This is a genomic window from Pseudoalteromonas distincta (genome assembly GCF_005877035.1).
GTDB classification, from domain to species: domain Bacteria; phylum Pseudomonadota; class Gammaproteobacteria; order Enterobacterales; family Alteromonadaceae; genus Pseudoalteromonas; species Pseudoalteromonas distincta.
Map to the genome: position 1 here is coordinate 2,490,527 of NZ_CP040558.1, position 17,251 is coordinate 2,507,777.

General features: G+C 38.9%; 15 protein-coding genes. 6 read left to right on the forward strand and 9 right to left on the reverse strand.

What is annotated here, in order from left to right; genetic code table 11:
* Window position 1: 1 nt before the first annotated feature.
* Together FFU37_RS11095 and FFU37_RS11100 are read right to left on the reverse strand one after the other, a co-directional pair.
* Window positions 2-1,003, reverse strand: coding sequence for an AraC family transcriptional regulator (locus FFU37_RS11095; protein ID WP_138489504.1), 1,002 nt, complete (start codon window positions 1,001-1,003; stop codon window positions 2-4).
* On the reverse strand, window positions 987-1,907 hold the full coding sequence (locus FFU37_RS11100) for a GGDEF domain-containing protein (protein ID WP_002958110.1): 921 nt from the start codon (window positions 1,905-1,907) through the stop codon (window positions 987-989). The genes FFU37_RS11095 and FFU37_RS11100 overlap by 17 nt, the downstream gene beginning before the upstream one ends.
* 296 nt (window positions 1,908-2,203) lie before the next feature.
* Between FFU37_RS11100 and FFU37_RS11105 the strand changes: the two genes are divergently transcribed.
* From FFU37_RS11105 to FFU37_RS11120, 4 genes are all read left to right on the forward strand, one after another.
* Window positions 2,204-4,507 (forward strand): TonB-dependent receptor plug domain-containing protein, encoded by a 2,304-nt coding sequence (locus FFU37_RS11105; protein ID WP_138489505.1) that lies wholly within the window; start codon window positions 2,204-2,206, stop codon window positions 4,505-4,507.
* Between the two features lie 61 nt (window positions 4,508-4,568).
* On the forward strand, window positions 4,569-5,543 hold the full coding sequence (locus FFU37_RS11110) for a metallophosphoesterase (protein WP_138489506.1): 975 nt from the start codon (window positions 4,569-4,571) through the stop codon (window positions 5,541-5,543).
* Between the two features lie 11 nt (window positions 5,544-5,554).
* A complete protein-coding gene (locus tag FFU37_RS11115) occupies window positions 5,555-7,537 on the forward strand; it encodes a phytase (protein WP_138489507.1) in 1,983 nt (660 codons plus the stop codon).
* A gap of 174 nt (window positions 7,538-7,711) precedes the next feature.
* The gene (locus FFU37_RS11120; protein WP_138489508.1) at window positions 7,712-8,377 is read left to right on the forward strand and encodes a hypothetical protein; all 666 of its coding nucleotides are present in this window, start codon (window positions 7,712-7,714) and stop codon (window positions 8,375-8,377) included.
* Here the strand turns inward: FFU37_RS11120 and pdxR are convergent, their stop codons facing one another.
* Complete coding sequence (gene pdxR / locus FFU37_RS11125; RefSeq protein WP_138489509.1) at window positions 8,378-9,835, reverse strand: MocR-like pyridoxine biosynthesis transcription factor PdxR; 1,458 nt, start codon at window positions 9,833-9,835, stop codon at window positions 8,378-8,380.
* A 106-nt stretch (window positions 9,836-9,941) separates the two neighbouring features.
* Here pdxR and FFU37_RS11130 point away from each other — a divergent pair, with 106 nt between their 5' ends.
* Both FFU37_RS11130 and FFU37_RS11135 read left to right on the forward strand, forming a co-directional pair.
* Window positions 9,942-10,517, forward strand: a complete 576-nt coding sequence (locus tag FFU37_RS11130) for a GNAT family N-acetyltransferase (protein ID WP_138489510.1) — start codon at window positions 9,942-9,944, stop codon at window positions 10,515-10,517.
* Window positions 10,517-11,104 (forward strand): FMN-binding negative transcriptional regulator, encoded by a 588-nt coding sequence (locus FFU37_RS11135; RefSeq protein WP_138489511.1) that lies wholly within the window; start codon window positions 10,517-10,519, stop codon window positions 11,102-11,104. The genes FFU37_RS11130 and FFU37_RS11135 overlap by 1 nt, the downstream gene beginning before the upstream one ends.
* A gap of 61 nt (window positions 11,105-11,165) precedes the next feature.
* Here the strand turns inward: FFU37_RS11135 and cyoE are convergent, their stop codons facing one another.
* From cyoE to FFU37_RS11165, 6 genes are all read right to left on the reverse strand, one after another.
* Entirely contained in the window at window positions 11,166-12,050 is an 885-nt protein-coding gene (gene cyoE / locus FFU37_RS11140; RefSeq protein ID WP_002958102.1) for a heme o synthase, read from the reverse strand.
* 9 nt (window positions 12,051-12,059) lie between these two features.
* On the reverse strand, window positions 12,060-12,416 hold the full coding sequence (gene cyoD / locus FFU37_RS11145; RefSeq protein ID WP_138489512.1) for a cytochrome o ubiquinol oxidase subunit IV: 357 nt from the start codon (window positions 12,414-12,416) through the stop codon (window positions 12,060-12,062).
* Window positions 12,416-13,042 carry a cytochrome o ubiquinol oxidase subunit III gene (gene cyoC, locus FFU37_RS11150; RefSeq protein ID WP_002958100.1) on the reverse strand — a complete coding sequence of 209 codons (627 nt, stop codon included), beginning with the start codon at window positions 13,040-13,042 and terminating at the stop codon, window positions 12,416-12,418. Before cyoC ends, cyoD begins: the two co-directional genes overlap by 1 nt.
* Window positions 13,039-15,027: a cytochrome o ubiquinol oxidase subunit I gene (gene cyoB / locus FFU37_RS11155; RefSeq protein ID WP_138489513.1), complete on the reverse strand. Its 1,989-nt coding sequence runs from the start codon at window positions 15,025-15,027 to the stop codon at window positions 13,039-13,041. Before cyoB ends, cyoC begins: the two co-directional genes overlap by 4 nt.
* A gap of 2 nt (window positions 15,028-15,029) precedes the next feature.
* A complete protein-coding gene (cyoA, locus tag FFU37_RS11160) occupies window positions 15,030-15,989 on the reverse strand; it encodes a ubiquinol oxidase subunit II (protein ID WP_039486806.1) in 960 nt (319 codons plus the stop codon).
* A gap of 322 nt (window positions 15,990-16,311) precedes the next feature.
* On the reverse strand, window positions 16,312-16,731 hold the full coding sequence (locus tag FFU37_RS11165) for a hypothetical protein (protein WP_002958097.1): 420 nt from the start codon (window positions 16,729-16,731) through the stop codon (window positions 16,312-16,314).
* Window positions 16,732-17,251: the final 520 nt, after the last annotated feature.

Sequence of the window (17,251 nt, forward strand, 5' to 3'; positions counted from 1 at the left end):
CTTATTGCGCTTTTAACTGATTAGGTGTTAAGCCTGTCCAGCGCTTAAAGGCGCGCCGAAAGTTAGGTATATCGTAAAAAGCTAAATGCTCAGCGACTTGTTCGTTATGTTTAGCGCACAGAGTAAGTAGGTAAATAGCTTTGTGCTTATTTTGCTCATCTATTAACGCTGAAAAGCGTACCCCATTGAGTTTGAGTCTGCGCTTAAATGTAGCTGAGCTCATAGCAAAGTGCTTTGCGGTACACTCTAAATTAGCACTTGGGTGAGAGTATAAGTATCTGCAGACGGCTTCAATAAAAGTCATGCTAACTACGCTTTTATTATGTAGCTGCGACTGCGCTTGCATAAATCGTAATTGACTCGCATGCGGGTTTTTAGCCCTTAACATGGTTTTATTTAATACCCAGCGAGTACATGGCTTATCAAAACTTACCTTTAGCCCTAAATTTTGCTCGTATTCTTGAATATGCCGAGGGCGTTTAAAAGCAAAGTCGAACTGACAATGCGGGTAACTTTCGCTCACTCGTTTAAGTAAACTATAAAATGCAGTGCTGTATATCTCTAGCACATAGTGGTAAAGGCTTTCATCAAACCCATGTGCAGGCTGAATATAAATATAAACATTATCGTTTTTAATATACGTTTGACTAAACAGCAAAGGCGCTAATTGCATTCTTAAAAGTGATAATTGCTTTAATACTTGAGCTAAATTATTGCTATATATTAATGCCTGAGCTTCGGCTCGCGTGTCGTTAATAAGTTGGCTACCGAGTAAAAAACCACTGTCAGTACTTTTCATCAACAACTTAAATTGAGCTAATAAACGCACCTGCTGAGACACACTAAATGTATGCTGAAAATTAAGTAAGTCTTGTTCAAAAATACCGGTACCGCGTAGCAGCTTATGTAAATTTATGTTTCGGCTTTGAGCAAGCTCTACAGCTGACGTAATAAGCCCTTGAGCGCTTAAATATTTATCGTCTTGGCTAACAAACGTGTGCACGGTGCGCTACTTTTTGTTGATGCTTTTTTTGTTGTAATTGACTATGCAGTTGGCTTGTTAGTTTATCTGTACTGCTATGCTTATTACCTTGTATTAAGGCGGTAGTGACATATTGAAACTTTGCTTTTTTAGATGCTTCAACTTTAAAGGCACAATGCTTTAGAGCTCCTTTAATTTGTGCCATCAACTCTTTAGCTTGCTGCTCTGTAGTGGCTGGCATTAGTACCATAAAGCAATCTCCGGCGTAGCGGCACACTACATCACTTAGTCGGCAATTCATTAACAATAGCTCGCTAATTTCACGCAGTAACCGGTCGCCCTCACTAAAGCCAAACTCACTATTAAAATGCGAAAAATCACGAATATCAATAGCCCCAAGCCAGAGTGGTTGTTTGCTCGTAAGTTGCTCTTTAATTGCTGAATCTAAGTACTGCGCCTTATAAAGGCCCGTTATTGGACACACCTTATCGTGCTCACGTAAATGCGCTTCACGGCGGCGTAGCTGACGATTTAATACGTACTGCTCTTGATGCCAATAATACAAACCCACACTCGTTAACAACATGCCTAAAGGTGCTGGCAGAGATTCAATCCAACTGAGCCATTGATGGGCGGGGTGCATTAGCCATTCATCAAGTAAATCGAGGGTTGCCGAAAACATAAATAACCCAACTCCTATCACTAAGTAAGTGGTTACTTTACTCGGCGGTCTTGAAATTAATAACGCGGCAATCCATACAAGGGTCATTAATACAATACCGCCCTCCCCCATAATATCGAGCCACTGAATACTGGCGTAAGTTTTTAATACACCTAAATAACTACTTAAAAATACAGCGCTAAAAAACATCGCAATAATAGCGTTTATTAATAATCGGTGGCTGATAAAGGGGTTAAATCGCATGTGCGGTATCTCTTTATAAATGAGTTTTAAAGTTAGTTCATACAAGTTTTTGTTAGCAGGGTCATATTAGCTCAGCTATATGACAACGAGATGATACCTACTTTAAAAACAGCCCTGCACGGTACATAACACCTGACTTTACGAGGAGTGATAAAAGCTCAATACGCTCTACATATTGCTCAAACACCTCTAAATACATGTATTTAAACTAAACACTGTCACATATACGTAATCAAATATCTTTAGCTTGCTCGCCATACCAAGAAACAACCCAGCAATAACCAAGAGCAAATACAATGAAAGACTTTAAAATAAAAGCACTGGTAGCCGCATTAGCCTTATGTAATTTGACGGCTTATGCAGAGGATAATGCAAAAGAAACCACAAAAAAAGATATCGAAGTTTCTGACAAAATTGTTGTATACGGTGAAATTGGCTACAGAAACCGCTCAGACGAACTCGCACCAACCTTAGAATATTCACAAGAGTACTTTCAACGTTTTGAACCATTGACCGCAGGCGATGCATTAAAACGAGTACCCAGTGTTACATTTTTATCGGATGTGCTTGAATCGGATGGTGCACGTATGCGGGGGTTAAGCCCTGCTTATACAAAGGTGCTTATAAACGGTGAAGAAGTACCTGGCGCTGGTGCCGATCGTTCATTTTTTGTTGACCGAATTCCGGCTGAGTTAATTGAACGCGTTGAAATAATTCGCTCATCAAGTGCTAACCGCTCAGCCGATGCTATTGCGGGCACATTAAATATTGTATTGCGCGATGGTTACAGTTTAGATGGCGGTTACTTGCGTGCTGGTGGCTTGCTTTATGACGATGGTGAATTTAAAGAAAGTTTGGCTGCTGTGTACGGTACTGAATTTGCTGGTGGGCGCTTATTACTTGGTGCAAATTTACAAGGCAGATATAACCCAAAACAAAAAACTAGTTTGCGCTACGGCGATAGCCCTGAAAACAATATAAACTTTCAAACAGAAGAATTTGATAACCGCGAAGACCAATCAGACACTCGCGATGGTGATGACACGTCACTTAACTCCAGCTACGAAATTGTTTTTGACGACGATAGTCAGTTTAATATTAGCGCTATGTGGGTTGATACAGAGCGTACTGAGGATGAGCGTTCATTTGAATACAACAACCCAACTGCAACCAATAACGATATTGTAAATGGCGGTAACTTAGAAACAGATAATGCCAATGTTAAATATATTGACCAAACTAATTACAACATCAATACCGCTTATGAATTTCCACTACTAAGCGGCACAAGTAAGTTTAAATTTGGCTTTGCTCGGTTTGAAGAGTCTGTTTATGAGGAAGAAGTCGAATTAGATACCTCAGAGCTGCCTATGGTATTTGAAGAAGAGCAAACTAAAAGTGAAATAGATGATAAAGAATGGACTCTACAGTGGCAACACAGCCAACCTTGGGGTGACAGCAAAGAAATTCAGTTTGGTGCATTTTTACAAAATAAAAAACGCGACAGTGAAATTTTAGAATCGCAAAACGAATTAGAACTTGCACTTACCAGTTGGGATCAATACGCAGCAACACCTTTAACGCTTGCTGCATTTAATAGCGAGTACGAAGCGGTTACTGGTGGTGTAAATACTTTAGAAGAAGATCGCTTTGACTTATTTGCCCTTGTTAAGCACAAAGATGATTTATTTGCTTGGGAGCTGGGGGTTCGCTGGGAGTCTACCGATTCTAAAATTAATGATAAAACAATTGGCGTGACCGAAAATAATAGTTACGACTTTATCCTCCCCTCGGCACACTTTCGTTATAACGTTAGCGAAAATGGCCGTATAAGTGCATCGATTGCGCGTAGTTTACGCCGCCCTGAGTTTGATTTTTTAACGCCAGCACTTATCGAAAAAGAGCTTGGCGATAACGACCAACTAGGGAACCCTGAATTAAAACCAGAATCAGCTTGGGGTATGGACTTAGGCTACGAGTATCGCTTAGGAAAAAGTGGCGTTGTAGGTATTAATTTATTTTATCGCAAAGTAAATGACCTAATAGAAATAGCAAATACAGGACAAGAAGGCTCTGAGGGCGAAGGTACGTTTGTACTGCAACCACGCAACACAGGCGATGGTAATGTTAAAGGAGTTGAGCTTGATTTATCTACTCCACTTGGCGCATTTAGCATGCCTAATACGGGTGTATTTTTAAACTACTCATGGCTTGATAGTGAAGTAACCGATTTTTTTGGAACTCGCAAATTTAACGACCAATCAGACTACGTTTATAACGTAGGGTTTATTCAAGACTTACCCGAACTCAAAGCTGCATTTGGCGTAACTTACCGTAAGCAAGGTGATGCCTATGGACGTATTGTAGGTGAAGAAATAACTACATCTTACAGTGCCGACTTTGAAGTGTTTTTAGAAAAACGTTGGGAAGATGTAACGCTACGCTTGGTGGGTTCAAACCTACTTGATGCAAGTAAAGACGAAACCTTTAATAAATTTGATACCGTTGAAGATCAGTTTAGTAGAAGCTTTGATGAGTACGAAATTGAGTCTGAAGAAGCGGGACCGGTTTATCAACTTATGCTGCGTTACGCGTTTTAAATAAGTTTATGAGGTAGTGCTAATCACTTTATTTAGCGCTACCAAACATGGGAGAACAATAATGATAAAAAAAACATTACTGCTAATAACACTCGGCTTATGCAGTATACAAAGTGTATTGGCAAACGTAACGTACACAGGCGTATTATACGAGCAACAAAAAATTGCCAACTTGACGGTGCTGCCTAAGAGCTTAAATTTTACGGTTATTGGTGATTGGGGTCATAACGGGCACTTTTATCAAAAAGACGTAGCACACCAGTTAGAAATAGCGATGTTTCAAACGAATGGTGATTTTACTATTTCAACTGGCGATAACTTTTATCCCAATGGCGTGGCAAGTGTTAACGACCCGCTTTGGCAAAGTGCCTATGAAGATATTTACCATGGTCCACATACATTCGAGCCTTGGTATGCAGTACTGGGTAATCATGATTATTTAGGTAATGCGCAAGCACAACTTGATTACAGTAAAAAAAGTCAGCGCTGGAATTTACCTGCACGCTATTACAGCAAAACCTTTACTTTAAAAGGTGGCGAGCAGATATTAATGGTGTTTTTAGACACTAATACTTTAAATCCTGAATACAAAACACGCGAAAAATACAAAGCAACTCAAGGGCAAAACAGCCAAGCGCAATTAACATGGTTAGATAGCCAACTATCAAATAGCCAAGCACGATGGAAAATAGTGGTTGGTCATCACCCACTTTATAGCAGTGGAAAACGTTACGGACTTACTGAAGGTTTACGTAATTTACTCGAGCCCATATTTGAGCAAAATGGTGTGCAAGCATACATAGCTGGACACGAACATGACCTGCAACATAACCAAATAGATGGCAGTAAACTCGACCACTTTGTATCTGGTGGTGGTAGCGAAGCGCGTTACGTAAAACAACGTGAATTTACGCGTTTTGCAGAAGCTACTCCAGGATTTTTGAGCTTTTCGATTAACTATGAAGCACTAAAAGCAACGGCTATTAACTATAAAGGCGAAGTGCGTTACAGCACTCAAAAGCGCTTTGACCAATAAAGGGTTACAACATGAACTTTAAATTAAAAACATCTATTAGCTTAATTGTAAGTAGCTTAGTGCTTAGTACATTAAGTGCATGTAGCAATAGTAACATGGCTACAAATACGGCAGTAAAAAACACATCCGATAAAGTAGTCATTAATAGTACTGAATTTGGTCCAACAGATAACATGCAAGGCTCACAAGCGGCATGGTTAAATAATAACAATTGGTTGCTAGCAAGCGAAAGCAAAGGCTTAGTGTTAGTTGAAAGTGAAACGCAACAAAGCCGCATTATAAAAAAAGGTAACTTTGAAGCGCTTGCTGTCACTAAGCTAACAGCACACTCATTTTTGGTTGCAACTATTGATAACAATCAAGATAACGTAGTTATATTTAAGCTTGAGCACACTCAAAGTGGCTGGGATACAATTGAACTAACCCGCATTAACCCACCACAAGCACAACCCGATACAGTGTGTTTATTTGCTAATAAAGCGAGTGAATCAATATCAGCATTTGTACCTGATGTACGCGGGCTAATTACCGAAACTATTATTTTTGATACAGCGAATAATAAAGCGGTTAACGTAAATGTACGCGAATTTTCTGGCGTGAGTGAGGCATCAGGTTGTGCTGTAAGTACAACAACAAATACCTTATATGTAAGTGAAAGCGAAGTAGGCATTTGGGCAATAAACGCGAACGCGGAATCGCAAGCAGATAAAAAACCGATTGCTTTAGTCGCCCCCTTTGGAAAGTTACACAGTGAACTAGGAGCTATTTCAGCTTCGCAAGATGGTATTATCTGGTTTACTAGTACCAAAAACAATACTGTGTATGCTTATGATCCAATTAGTAAAATTCTTAATAACTGGATGTTAAATGGTGACTTGAGCTTGGAATCGGTAGCGGTAAATTACACAAGTAACAACGCGGCAACGGCAGTGCTGTATAACGATGAAACAGGCGCTTATATTAAAAGTACATTACCTGTAACACCTATCAAAAAATCATTAAAAACCAACACTCAATCAATCACTCAAATAAAGGCAAGTGCACAAACGGTCCCCGTTCAAGCATTTGGTGATGCAGCAGACGATCCGGCAATTTGGGTTAACCCTAAAGATGCAGCAAACAGCTTAATTTTAGGCACCGATAAACGCCGTGGACTAATGGTATACAGCCTAAATGGCAAGCTTGAACAGTCACTTGAAGTTGGTCGTTTAAATAACGTAGACCTGCGACAAAATAGCACGATTAAAAACAGTACCAATACATTGATAACTGCCAGTAACCGAACGCTTAACGGTATTAGTGTATTTACAGTACAAGCTAATAATAGTGTGAAGTACATTGCTGATATTCCTACCAATCTTGATGAAATTTATGGCTTATGTATGTACTCGTCAAATACGGGGAACTATGTATTTGTAAATGATAAATCGGGGCTATATCAGCAATATAAAATCAGTGAGAATAACGAAAAAATAACAGGCAAACTTGTTCGCGAGTTTAACCTACCAAGCCAACCAGAAGGCTGTAGTGCAGATGATGAACTAGGACAATTATTTGTAGGCGAAGAAGATGCCGGTATTTGGTTTATAGGTGCAGAGCCAACGGCAGGCAGTACACCGGTTATGCTACAAGGTATAAATGAGCAACTTGTTGGTGATGTTGAAGGTATGGAAATTTACCACAGCGACAAAACACGTTATTTAGTTGTTTCCAGCCAAGGTGATAACAGCTACGTATTGTATAAAATAAAGAATGGTACTGCGGGCATTAAAACACCTAGCTTAGAGTTTGCAGGTAAGTTTAGTGTAATAAGTGATTTGGTTAATGGTATTGATGGCACATCAGAAACCGACGGATTAACAGTAACAGCTAAGTCCCTTCCGGGTTATCCTGAAGGTATTTTAGTTGTACAAGATGGTTATAACCGTATGCCACAGCAGCCTCAAAACTTTAAAATAATAGATTGGCGAGAAGTAAAAAAAGCAATTAAGTAGTGCTTATTTAGTCGCGATTATTTTAATGTCGTTTTGAGATTACCTTGAAATTGTATAAAAGGCTCATTTGAGCCTTTTATACAATCCTTTGCAGTTAAGTATTAAGTGTAATTAACTCAATGTAATATATATTTTTATACTACAATTTAAGCTCATAAATTAATTGAGATTATAATGCGCCTACTACTTACTTTATTACTAGTTACTTTAAGTGGCTTTGCTGTAGCAGAAGATGAAAAAACAGAACTACCACCGGTAGACCCCGCTTACAATGCTGAGCATCCTATGGCTTTGGTTAATCAAGGCTCGTCTATTATTGCGATTAACTTACCTAGTTATAATTCTCCAGATGATGTGCAAGTTGTTTATAAAATAGGAAACCCAGATGTCGCACTCTTAAACTTTGTTAGAAATGCTGAGCTAATCACGGTTAAGCCACAAGCGTTTAATATTCAACATTTAATGCGTGGTGAAGAAATTACGATTATTGCCGATATTTACGAGGGTGATTATAGAAAAGGTGGCAGCTTAATTTACTCAAAAAAAGAGCTTGAACTGAGTAAGCAACTGTATGCCAGAGAGCTAAAAGATTTAAGTGAATCATCGCAATGGCAAGATTACGACATGATTAATCTAGGCGGTACTGAACGTATTTATATTCATAAAATTCAACAAGCGCCGAGCTATAACCATCTTATTTTTGTTGATTTAGTTAACGCATGTATGCAAAAGCTTCGTACCTCAAAACGTGTCCCAGCTGAAAATGAGCTTACCTATAAATTTATTAACTGCGGCACGCTTAAACCACTTTATTACAATGTTGATGATTTTAAAAAATAGTTACTTATATTCAGTTATGAGTTTGATCCCTTGCTTCATTGCCTCAACTGATTGCCCTGCAAAGCCTAAGCGAACATAACTATATTGTTTAGGCATTAAACTTCTCACTGAATCAGCAAAGTAAAACTCAGATTCTGCTTGTAAATACACGCTTTTACTTTGCATTGCTTGTTTTATATTACTCGTATTTTTATTTAAGTTAACCCACATTGCCATACCGCCGTCTGGCTTTTTATACTCTATTGGTAAACCCTGTGATTGCAGCAACGATAACGTGTTGTCCATTGCTTCATAACGTTGTTTATAGTGTTTAGTCATGCGTTTTAAGTGGCGCTCAAATCCACCTTCTTGCATAAAGTGCGCAACGGCTAGCTGCATAACCACATCATTTTTATGATTCATTAACTGCTTCCATGCGGTTAACTGTGCTAATACTTCAGGAGCTGCACAAATGTAGCCAATTCTAGCGCCTGAGAACATGATTTTAGAAAAAGTAGATAAGTAAATAATAATCCCAGCGGGATCGTCCCCAGCCATAGGTTGCAATGGCTGACAGCGATAATGAAACTCGTGATCGTAATCATCTTCAACAATCATTACGCCATACTCATAACATAGTTGATAAATTTGCATGCGCCTTGTAGGCGAAAGCGTAACGGTAGTTGGGTATTGATGCAGCGGGGTTAAGTACAGCATTTTTATTGGATATCGTCTAAGTTGCGCTTTTAAATCATCAACACATAAACCATATTCATCTTGTTTTATATCTATTAATTGCGCGCCACAAGCAACAAAGGCTTTGCGTGCTGGTGGGTAGCCTAAAGTCTCAACGACTACGAAGTCATCTTTACTTATAAAGGCCTTAGAAATTAAAAATAAAGCTTCTTGTGAGCCATTACATACAAGTAAGTCTGATACTTTTAAACTTCTAGTTTTATGTAAGTAATCACTTATCTGAGTTTTTAGCTCACTCACTCCACCTATATCACCATAATGAAGTTTACTGGTATCTAAATGATTAAATACATGGCTCATAGAGCGTTTAAATTCTTTATAGGGAAAGCTATTTAAATCAGGAAGTCCACCTGCAAAATTATATACGTAGTCTTTTAAATTCATTGCCGGAATAGGCACGGCTAACTCTGTAGCAAATTTATAAGGTTTTGGTGTTAAAACTGGCGTGTGCTCACAGTTAGCACTGCTTTGAATTGGTAGTGTTTGAGTGACGCTATACCCAGAGCGTTCATGGGATTCTAGCCATCCTTCGGCTACTAATAACTGCAATGCGTTCATTATTGTATGGCGATTTAACTGATACGTTTGCGCCATAACTCGAGCAGAACTGAGTTTTATACCAGGTGCAATATCTCCCTTTACGATAGAACCACGCAAAGCATCTGCAACTTGTATGTACTTAGCTTTGTTTGAGTCATTAAATTCAATATTAAGCGGTTGCATGTTATCCCTTTATAACTGGTATAGCTAAAAAGCCAATTCTGGTTGTTTTTACCAAACCAAATTAGCGTACATTTGTTGCTCGTAAATAGCAAAGCATAGAGGCAACATGTTTACTCAACAGATACATAAAACAAATAAGGTAATTTTAGAGCCATTAAATTATGAGCATTTAAAAAGCTTATATAAAGCAGGGCAACATCCAAAAATATGGGAATGGGTATTAAGCAACTATACAAAAACACCCGAACAGTTAAAGGAATGGTTTACCACCAGTGCACAATTTAATAAAAAAGAACAAATTGTATTTGCCATAGTAGACATAGCCAGCAAAGAGGTTGTAGGCACTACACGACTATTCAGATTAGATACGCATAACTTAAGTGCTGAAATTGGTCATACATTTATAAGTCATCACTGGCAGCAAACTTATATTAATACTCACACTAAATATTTACTGCTTAGCTATGCTTTTGACGCGTTGAATTTAGTGCGAATAACGTTTAATACCCACGCAAAAAATCAAAAATCTCGAAATGCAATTACTCGACTAGGCGCCCGATTTGAAGGTATAGCCCATAAAGATAGATTGCTAAGTGATGGAAGTTACAGAAGCACTGCAAAATTTAGCATTATTGACGAGCATTGGCAGAGCATTAAGTTGCAGTTAGAGGAGAAGCTTTAATGCACCCACCCACACATTTTCAAGAACATAATATTGAACGTTTGCAAGCATTAGTTGAGCAATTCCCTCTAGCGAGTATTTTAATACCCTGCTCGCAAAGTGACTTAAATAACATATGCCAAGTACCTGTATTATATGAGCCCTCACGTAATGTATTTATTGCACACGTAGCAAAACATAACCCGCTAGCGCAATGTGATAAACAGTCAGTAAAATTACTATTTAGTGGCGATAACTGTTATCTATCTCCCTCGTATAGTAATAATAAAACACTGCCGAGCTGGCTTTTTTCATCAGTACAAGTAACTGCAAATGTGAATATTATTGAAAGCGATAATGAGAAAGACAAAATAATGCGACAACTAACGAGCCATTTTGAGCAACCCTTTAAGCCAATGTGGAGTATTGATGAGGTGCCAAAAAATCACCGTGAAGCTATGTATCAACAATTAAGCTTTATAGAATTTACTCCCACTCATTGGAGTGGAAACTTTAAGCTAAGCCAAAATAAATCACCAGAGGTGAGAGCACGAATAAAACAAAGCCTAGAACTTGCCAATAAGCGCTCTATTGCACAGCTATTTTAGGTATAAAAAAAGGCCCTTTCGAGCCTTTGGATTAACTTTGGAATAGTTAAAAACTTTTAAATTAGGTAAGCGTTAATAGCTGTGGAGCAACGCTATGATAGTCAACAGCCATAGCAATACTTAGCGCTGTAATATTAATAATTGAAAATGCGAATACTTTACGTGCCCAGCTGCTCATATCAATATTACGACGATAACCGCGCAGCGCCATTAGCAACCACCAAAAGCTGGTAATACAAGCAACAGCCATAAAAGCAGCACCTGTGTAGCCAGTAATTGGCAGTAACATCACCACTAATGCGTATACAGCAATGTAAAGTACGATATGGCGCTTTGCTTTATCAATACCTTGCGCTACTGGTAATACAGGAATACCTGCCGCTTGATAATCTTTAAAGCGAAAAATAGCAATAGCGTAAGAGTGCGGCATTTGCCACAAACTAAACATAACTAGCAGTATTAATGCGCCCATATCGAACTGCCCTGTTACGGCGCAATAACCTACTACTGGCGGTACAGCGCCAGAAAGGCTACCTACAAAAGTGCCATATACTGAGTTGCGTTTCATGTAGAGGCTATAAACCCCTACATAAATTACGTAGCCAAAGGCTGCAAAAAATACTGCGGCTTGAGTGGTGTAGGCGATAAGTAAACCAAAGCCCACAACACCCAATAAAATACCGTGACTAAGTGCAGCAAAGGCCGACATTTCGCCTGTTACTGTTACTCGCGTACGAGTACGCGCCATGGCCACATCTATGTCTCTATCTATAACATTGTTGATAGCACAACCTGATGCAACCACTAGCGACAAACCAATTAATGTGGCAATCATTAACCATGGGTCTATATCACCGCGCGAGGCAAGTAAAAACCCGCCCGCTACGCTGATCAAATTGCCCATAATAATACCCGGCTTTGTCACTGATAAATAACGACGAAACATCTTCAACTCCTAGTACATCATCATTGCGTTAGATTCATAAATGATCCAAACAGATAATCCAACAACCATTACGATGATCAGAGCACTGAATAGGAATGAGAAAGTACTTGCACGGCCATCTTCGGTGGTAAAATTAAGGTGTAAAAAGTATTTTAAATGCACCCAAATTTGTACGATTGCTAAAGTAACAATGCTCCAAAGCGTTGTTGCTTTTGAGAAGTCACCTTCCATTACCATGTAAAACGGTATAGCAGTTAAAATTACCGATAGCACAAAGCCAATTAAGTAAGTTTTAACACTTCCATGAGATTCATCATGATGATCACTTTGCGTTTGCTTTAACGCGCGCGTTTCGCTGTGGCTCATTACATTGCTCCCATTAAATAAACAACGGTAAATACACAAATCCAGACAATGTCTAAGAAGTGCCAAAATAGGCTTAAGCAGCTTAAACGCGTTACGGTTGCTTTACCTAAGCCGCGTTTAGCAACTTCAATCATCATTATGGTCATCCAAATTAGACCCGCAGTTACATGTAAACCATGTAAGCCAACTAATGAGAAAAACGATGTTAAAAAGGCACTTTGTTGTGGACCATTGCCATGCACAATTAGGTGATGAAATTCGTATACTTCCATGCCAATAAACACAGCACCTAAACAAAACGTAACAAATAACCAAGTCAGTGTTAGTGCCTTTTTTTGCCCTTGAGCGGCAATCATGGCAAAACCAAAAGTAATACTACTAATCAGTAGTGCTGCAGTTTCTACTGCTACAAAGTCGAGTTCAAAAATATCTTTACCCGATACGCCACCGGCTGTGTTCATAAATAACACAGCGTAAGTGGCAAAAAACGAGGCAAACAGTAGGCAATCGGTCATTAGGTATAACCAAAAACCAAATACGGTATCACCCGAAGTATCGTGGTGATCATGCGCGTGGGCATGATCATCGTGTGATACAGAGTCTAAATTTGCAGAAAGTGTACTCACGCTTTTAACTCCTTAACGCCACTTGAATTATATGCAGCTTCAATGCGTGCAATTTCATCAGGTTGTATATAGTAATCTACATCGCTGGTGTAACAACGTTTGATAAATACGGCAATTCCGCCTACTAGTCCAACAACAGCTAACCACCAAATATGCCAAATCATTGCAAAACAAAATACTGTTAAACTTGCTGCCATTAACACGCCAGCTGATGTATTTTTAGGCATATGAATAGGGCTGTAGTTTGCTTTATCTTGATATGCTTGACCTTTTTCTTTCATATCGGTCCATGCATCAATATCATCGATATGTGGAATTGTTGCAAAGTTATAAATTTGCGGAGGTGAACTTGTAGCCCACTCAAGTGTGTGGCCGTTCCACGGATCGCCTGTTGTATCGTCAAGCGCTTCACGGTCTCTAAAGCTCACATATAATTGAATTACTTGGCTGATAATACCAAACATAATAATTACAGCACCGCCTGCGGCAATGTATAACCACATGTTCCAATCTGGGTTGTTAGTGTGGTTTAAACGACGTGTCATACCTAAGAAACCAAGTACGTACAGCGGCATAAATGCTACGAAGAAACCAATAATCCAACACCAAAATGATGCTTTGCCCCATTTTTCATTAAGTTTAAAGCCCATTGCTTTAGGGAACCAAAATACAAAACCGGCCAGGTAACCAAACACAGCACCACCAATAATTGTGTTATGGAAATGTGCAATTAAGAATAAGCTGTTATGCAGTACATAATCAGCGCCAGGAATGGCAAGTAATACACCGGTCATACCGCCTACGGTAAAGGTAACCATAAAGCCAAGAGTCCAAAGTACCGGTACGCTTATACGTAAACGACCTCGGTAAATGGTAAATAACCAGTTAAACAACTTAACCCCAGTTGGTACGGCAATAACCATGGTCATTACCCCAAAGAACGCGTTAACGTTAGCACTTGAGCCCATAGTAAAGAAGTGATGTAACCAAACAATAAAGCCTAAAATTGAGATTGCACCGCTGGCATAAACCATCGATTTGTAACCAAACAAACGTTTACCGGCAAAGGTCGAAATAATTTCAGAAAAAATACCAAACGCTGGTAATACTAATATGTATACCTCAGGATGACCCCATGCCCAAAACAGGTTGATGTACATCATGGCGTTACCGCCCAATTCATTGGTAAAGAAGTGGAAGTCGAGATAACGGTCAAGCGTTAGCATTGCAAGTACAGCAGTTAAAATTGGGAATGATGCTGCAATTAAGATGTTTGCCCATGTACATGCCCATGTGAAAATTGGCATTTTCATTAGGGTCATACCTGGTGCACGCATTTTAAACACGGTTGCTAAAAAGTTTACGGCTGTTAGAAGTGTACCGAGCCCGGATATTTGCAAGGCCCAAATATAATAATCGACCCCCACCCCAGGGCTAAAGGTCAGCTCCGAAAGCGGCGGATATGCCACCCAACCTGTTTTTGCAAACTCACCAAACACAAGTGATAAGTTAATTAAAATTGCACCACTGGCTGTAAACCAAAAACTTAAATTATTTAAAAATGGAAAAGCAACATCGCGAGCACCAATTTGAAGTGGTAAAACAATGTTCATTAGACCAATCATAAATGGCATTGCCATAAATATGATCATGATTACGCCGTGGGCAGTAAATATTTGGTCGTAGTGTTCTGGTGGTAAATAACCTGGCGCACCACTGGTAGCAAGTGCTAACTGCGCACGCATCATTATTGCATCAGAAAAACCACGAAACAGCATTATTAGTGCTAAAAGAATATACATTACGCCTAAGCGTTTGTGATCAACAGACGTGATCCAGTCGCGCCAAAGCACGCCCCATTTTTTATACTTTGTAATAAGCCCGGCAATAATAAGCCCAGCTATCGCAATAACCGACATCGTGAACACAAGAATTGGCTCATGAAACGGAATTGCGTCGAGTGAAAGATTACCTAATAACGACATTATTATTCCTCGCCTTGGCTGTGAGATGAAGGCATTGAGTGCTCACTCATTTCATGATGCTTTTTACTCATTTGCCCATGTTCGCCCATTGCATGGTGTTTTTTGTTCATATCGCCATGCGCCTGCATATACTTCATAACAATGGTATGAAATAAGCCGTCATCAACTTTTCCGTAATATGCTACTGGGTTATTTTCACTTGCTTTTGCAAGCTCAACATAATTTGCATGAGTCAGGTTATTAGCGCTTGAATTCGCTTTCACATCACTCACCCACTTATCAAAGTCTGCTTGAGTAGGTGTAGCAATGGCATTAAATTTCATGCCAGTGAAACCTGCACCGCTGTAATTTGCTGAAAAGCCTTTAAACGTACCTGGCTCATTTGCAATTAAGTGAAGCTTGGTTTCCATCCCAGCCATTGAGTATATTTGACTACCCAATTGCGGAATAAAAAATGAATTCATTGTGCTCTCTGAGGTGATTTTATATTCAACAGGTACATTTGCTGGGAACACTAATTCATTAACCGTAGCAATACCTTGCTCAGGATATATAAATAGCCATTTCCAGTTTAGTGAAACCACTTCAACAGTAAGATGTTCACCTTTACCTTCAATGGGTTTATAGGGGTCTAAGTCTTGGGTAGACTGCCAGGTAATAACACCTAAAATGATTACAATAACAATAGGAACAGCCCAAACAACGGCTTCAATTTTATTTGAATGAGCCCATTTTGGAGCATAAATTTCTTGGTTTTGAGTGTCTCTATATTTCCAAGCGAAATACAAAGTCATCACAATAACGGGAACGACTACAAGCAACATAAGCACGGTTGCGATGATGATTAAATTTTTCTCATCAATGCCTATTTGCCCTTTTGGATCGAGTATCCCGCCTTTACAGCCTGACAACGCCAGCACTGTACTAGCTAAAGCAATATTACAAAGGTTACGAATTAACAAGGGAGTATCCTACAAACCTAGAGTTTCAATTTGCTGCTTAAAATAAAAACCAAAGCAACGATTTTTCAATAAAAACCCAAGTTAACTAGAATTAAATTATAAAAATAAGGGGGCTATTCAAAAAAACCTAAAGCTCATGCCATTAATGACCTAGCAACAAACCCAGCTTTCTAAACGCATTTATATAACGTAATAAAAGTTAACTTGGGTGAGTGGTGGTTGGCTGAAATGTGTTTAAAAAAACACGGAGCTACTTTGTTTTAGCTAACCTTAATTATTTACAGCAAGAACAAATAATTAAAACCAGCAACAAGATGCAGCGTTACAGGCAACCTGTAAAGCTAGGTGGAGCACGACAACCATGTGAAGAGATCACAGGCTGAAGAACTTTAGCCTCGCTAAAAGCAAAGGCTGCTTTACGGAGGATTATGCCAGCACGACGTGCTGGACAAATATGGAACAATAACCAACAAAGGCCAATAAGTAACTGACTTGATATGATCGGATGAGCTAAAAATTGCGCAAGGTTAAGTAACAGTGGCTCTACAATAAACCCATCACTTAATAGCGCTTCAAGCTTGAAGGCATCCTCTAGTGCACCGCTTAGCAACATTACAGTATTAAACACTAATAAAGTTATAGCTACACACACGCCCTTGCCTGCTTTATTCAAGCGTTCACACGTCTGCGGCTCGCCAGAGGCAAGTTCCGTAGCTGTATGATGCAAAGAAAGTGTGTTCAAAGACATTAACCTACTAAAATGACTATAACAAAATTAGAGTAATACAGTTTGCAATGGAAAAATTTAAAAAACATTGCTGTTGTAAACCCTAAAACCAGGTGCTAAATACAATCAAATCCAGCTAGCACATATTTACCTAGCGAAAATTGATCCGTATCAACCAAACTTTCAAAACTTACTGAAAGTTCGAACGTGAGTATAACAAAGAGAATTTTCTGTTCAACTAAAAATCAATTAATTTGAGTTAAGCTTTCGAAGCTATTTTGTTAATAAAAAATAACACGATAAAAAACATTTGCTTAGCTAAAATAAAAAACAATTTAAAGAGAAATATTTAATAGGATTATAGGTTTTTAGGAGGGAGTAAAAATTGTGTGGCACAAATAAAAACAGCCCAAATTCAGTCACCACCGAACTTGAGCCGCCTTTCACACTGACAACATCTTCACACACAATATAAAGATTCTTGGTTTACACTGCATGGCAATTGTAGGGAATAAAAACAACTCAAGCTAAGTCA

Coding starts and splice junctions, on each gene's coding strand:
- FFU37_RS11120 (WP_138489508.1), top strand. CDS start 7,712: ATGCGCCTACTACTTACTTTATTACTAGTTACTTTAAGTGGCTTTGCT.
- FFU37_RS11110 (WP_138489506.1), top strand. CDS start 4,569: ATGATAAAAAAAACATTACTGCTAATAACACTCGGCTTATGCAGTATA.
- pdxR (WP_138489509.1), bottom strand. CDS start 9,835: ATGCAACCGCTTAATATTGAATTTAATGACTCAAACAAAGCTAAGTAC.
- FFU37_RS11100 (WP_002958110.1), bottom strand. CDS start 1,907: ATGCGATTTAACCCCTTTATCAGCCACCGATTATTAATAAACGCTATT.
- FFU37_RS11105 (WP_138489505.1), top strand. CDS start 2,204: ATGAAAGACTTTAAAATAAAAGCACTGGTAGCCGCATTAGCCTTATGT.
- FFU37_RS11115 (WP_138489507.1), top strand. CDS start 5,555: ATGAACTTTAAATTAAAAACATCTATTAGCTTAATTGTAAGTAGCTTA.
- FFU37_RS11135 (WP_138489511.1), top strand. CDS start 10,517: ATGCACCCACCCACACATTTTCAAGAACATAATATTGAACGTTTGCAA.
- cyoB (WP_138489513.1), bottom strand. CDS start 15,027: ATGTCGTTATTAGGTAATCTTTCACTCGACGCAATTCCGTTTCATGAG.
- cyoD (WP_138489512.1), bottom strand. CDS start 12,416: ATGAGCCACAGCGAAACGCGCGCGTTAAAGCAAACGCAAAGTGATCAT.
- cyoE (WP_002958102.1), bottom strand. CDS start 12,050: ATGTTTCGTCGTTATTTATCAGTGACAAAGCCGGGTATTATTATGGGC.
- FFU37_RS11130 (WP_138489510.1), top strand. CDS start 9,942: ATGTTTACTCAACAGATACATAAAACAAATAAGGTAATTTTAGAGCCA.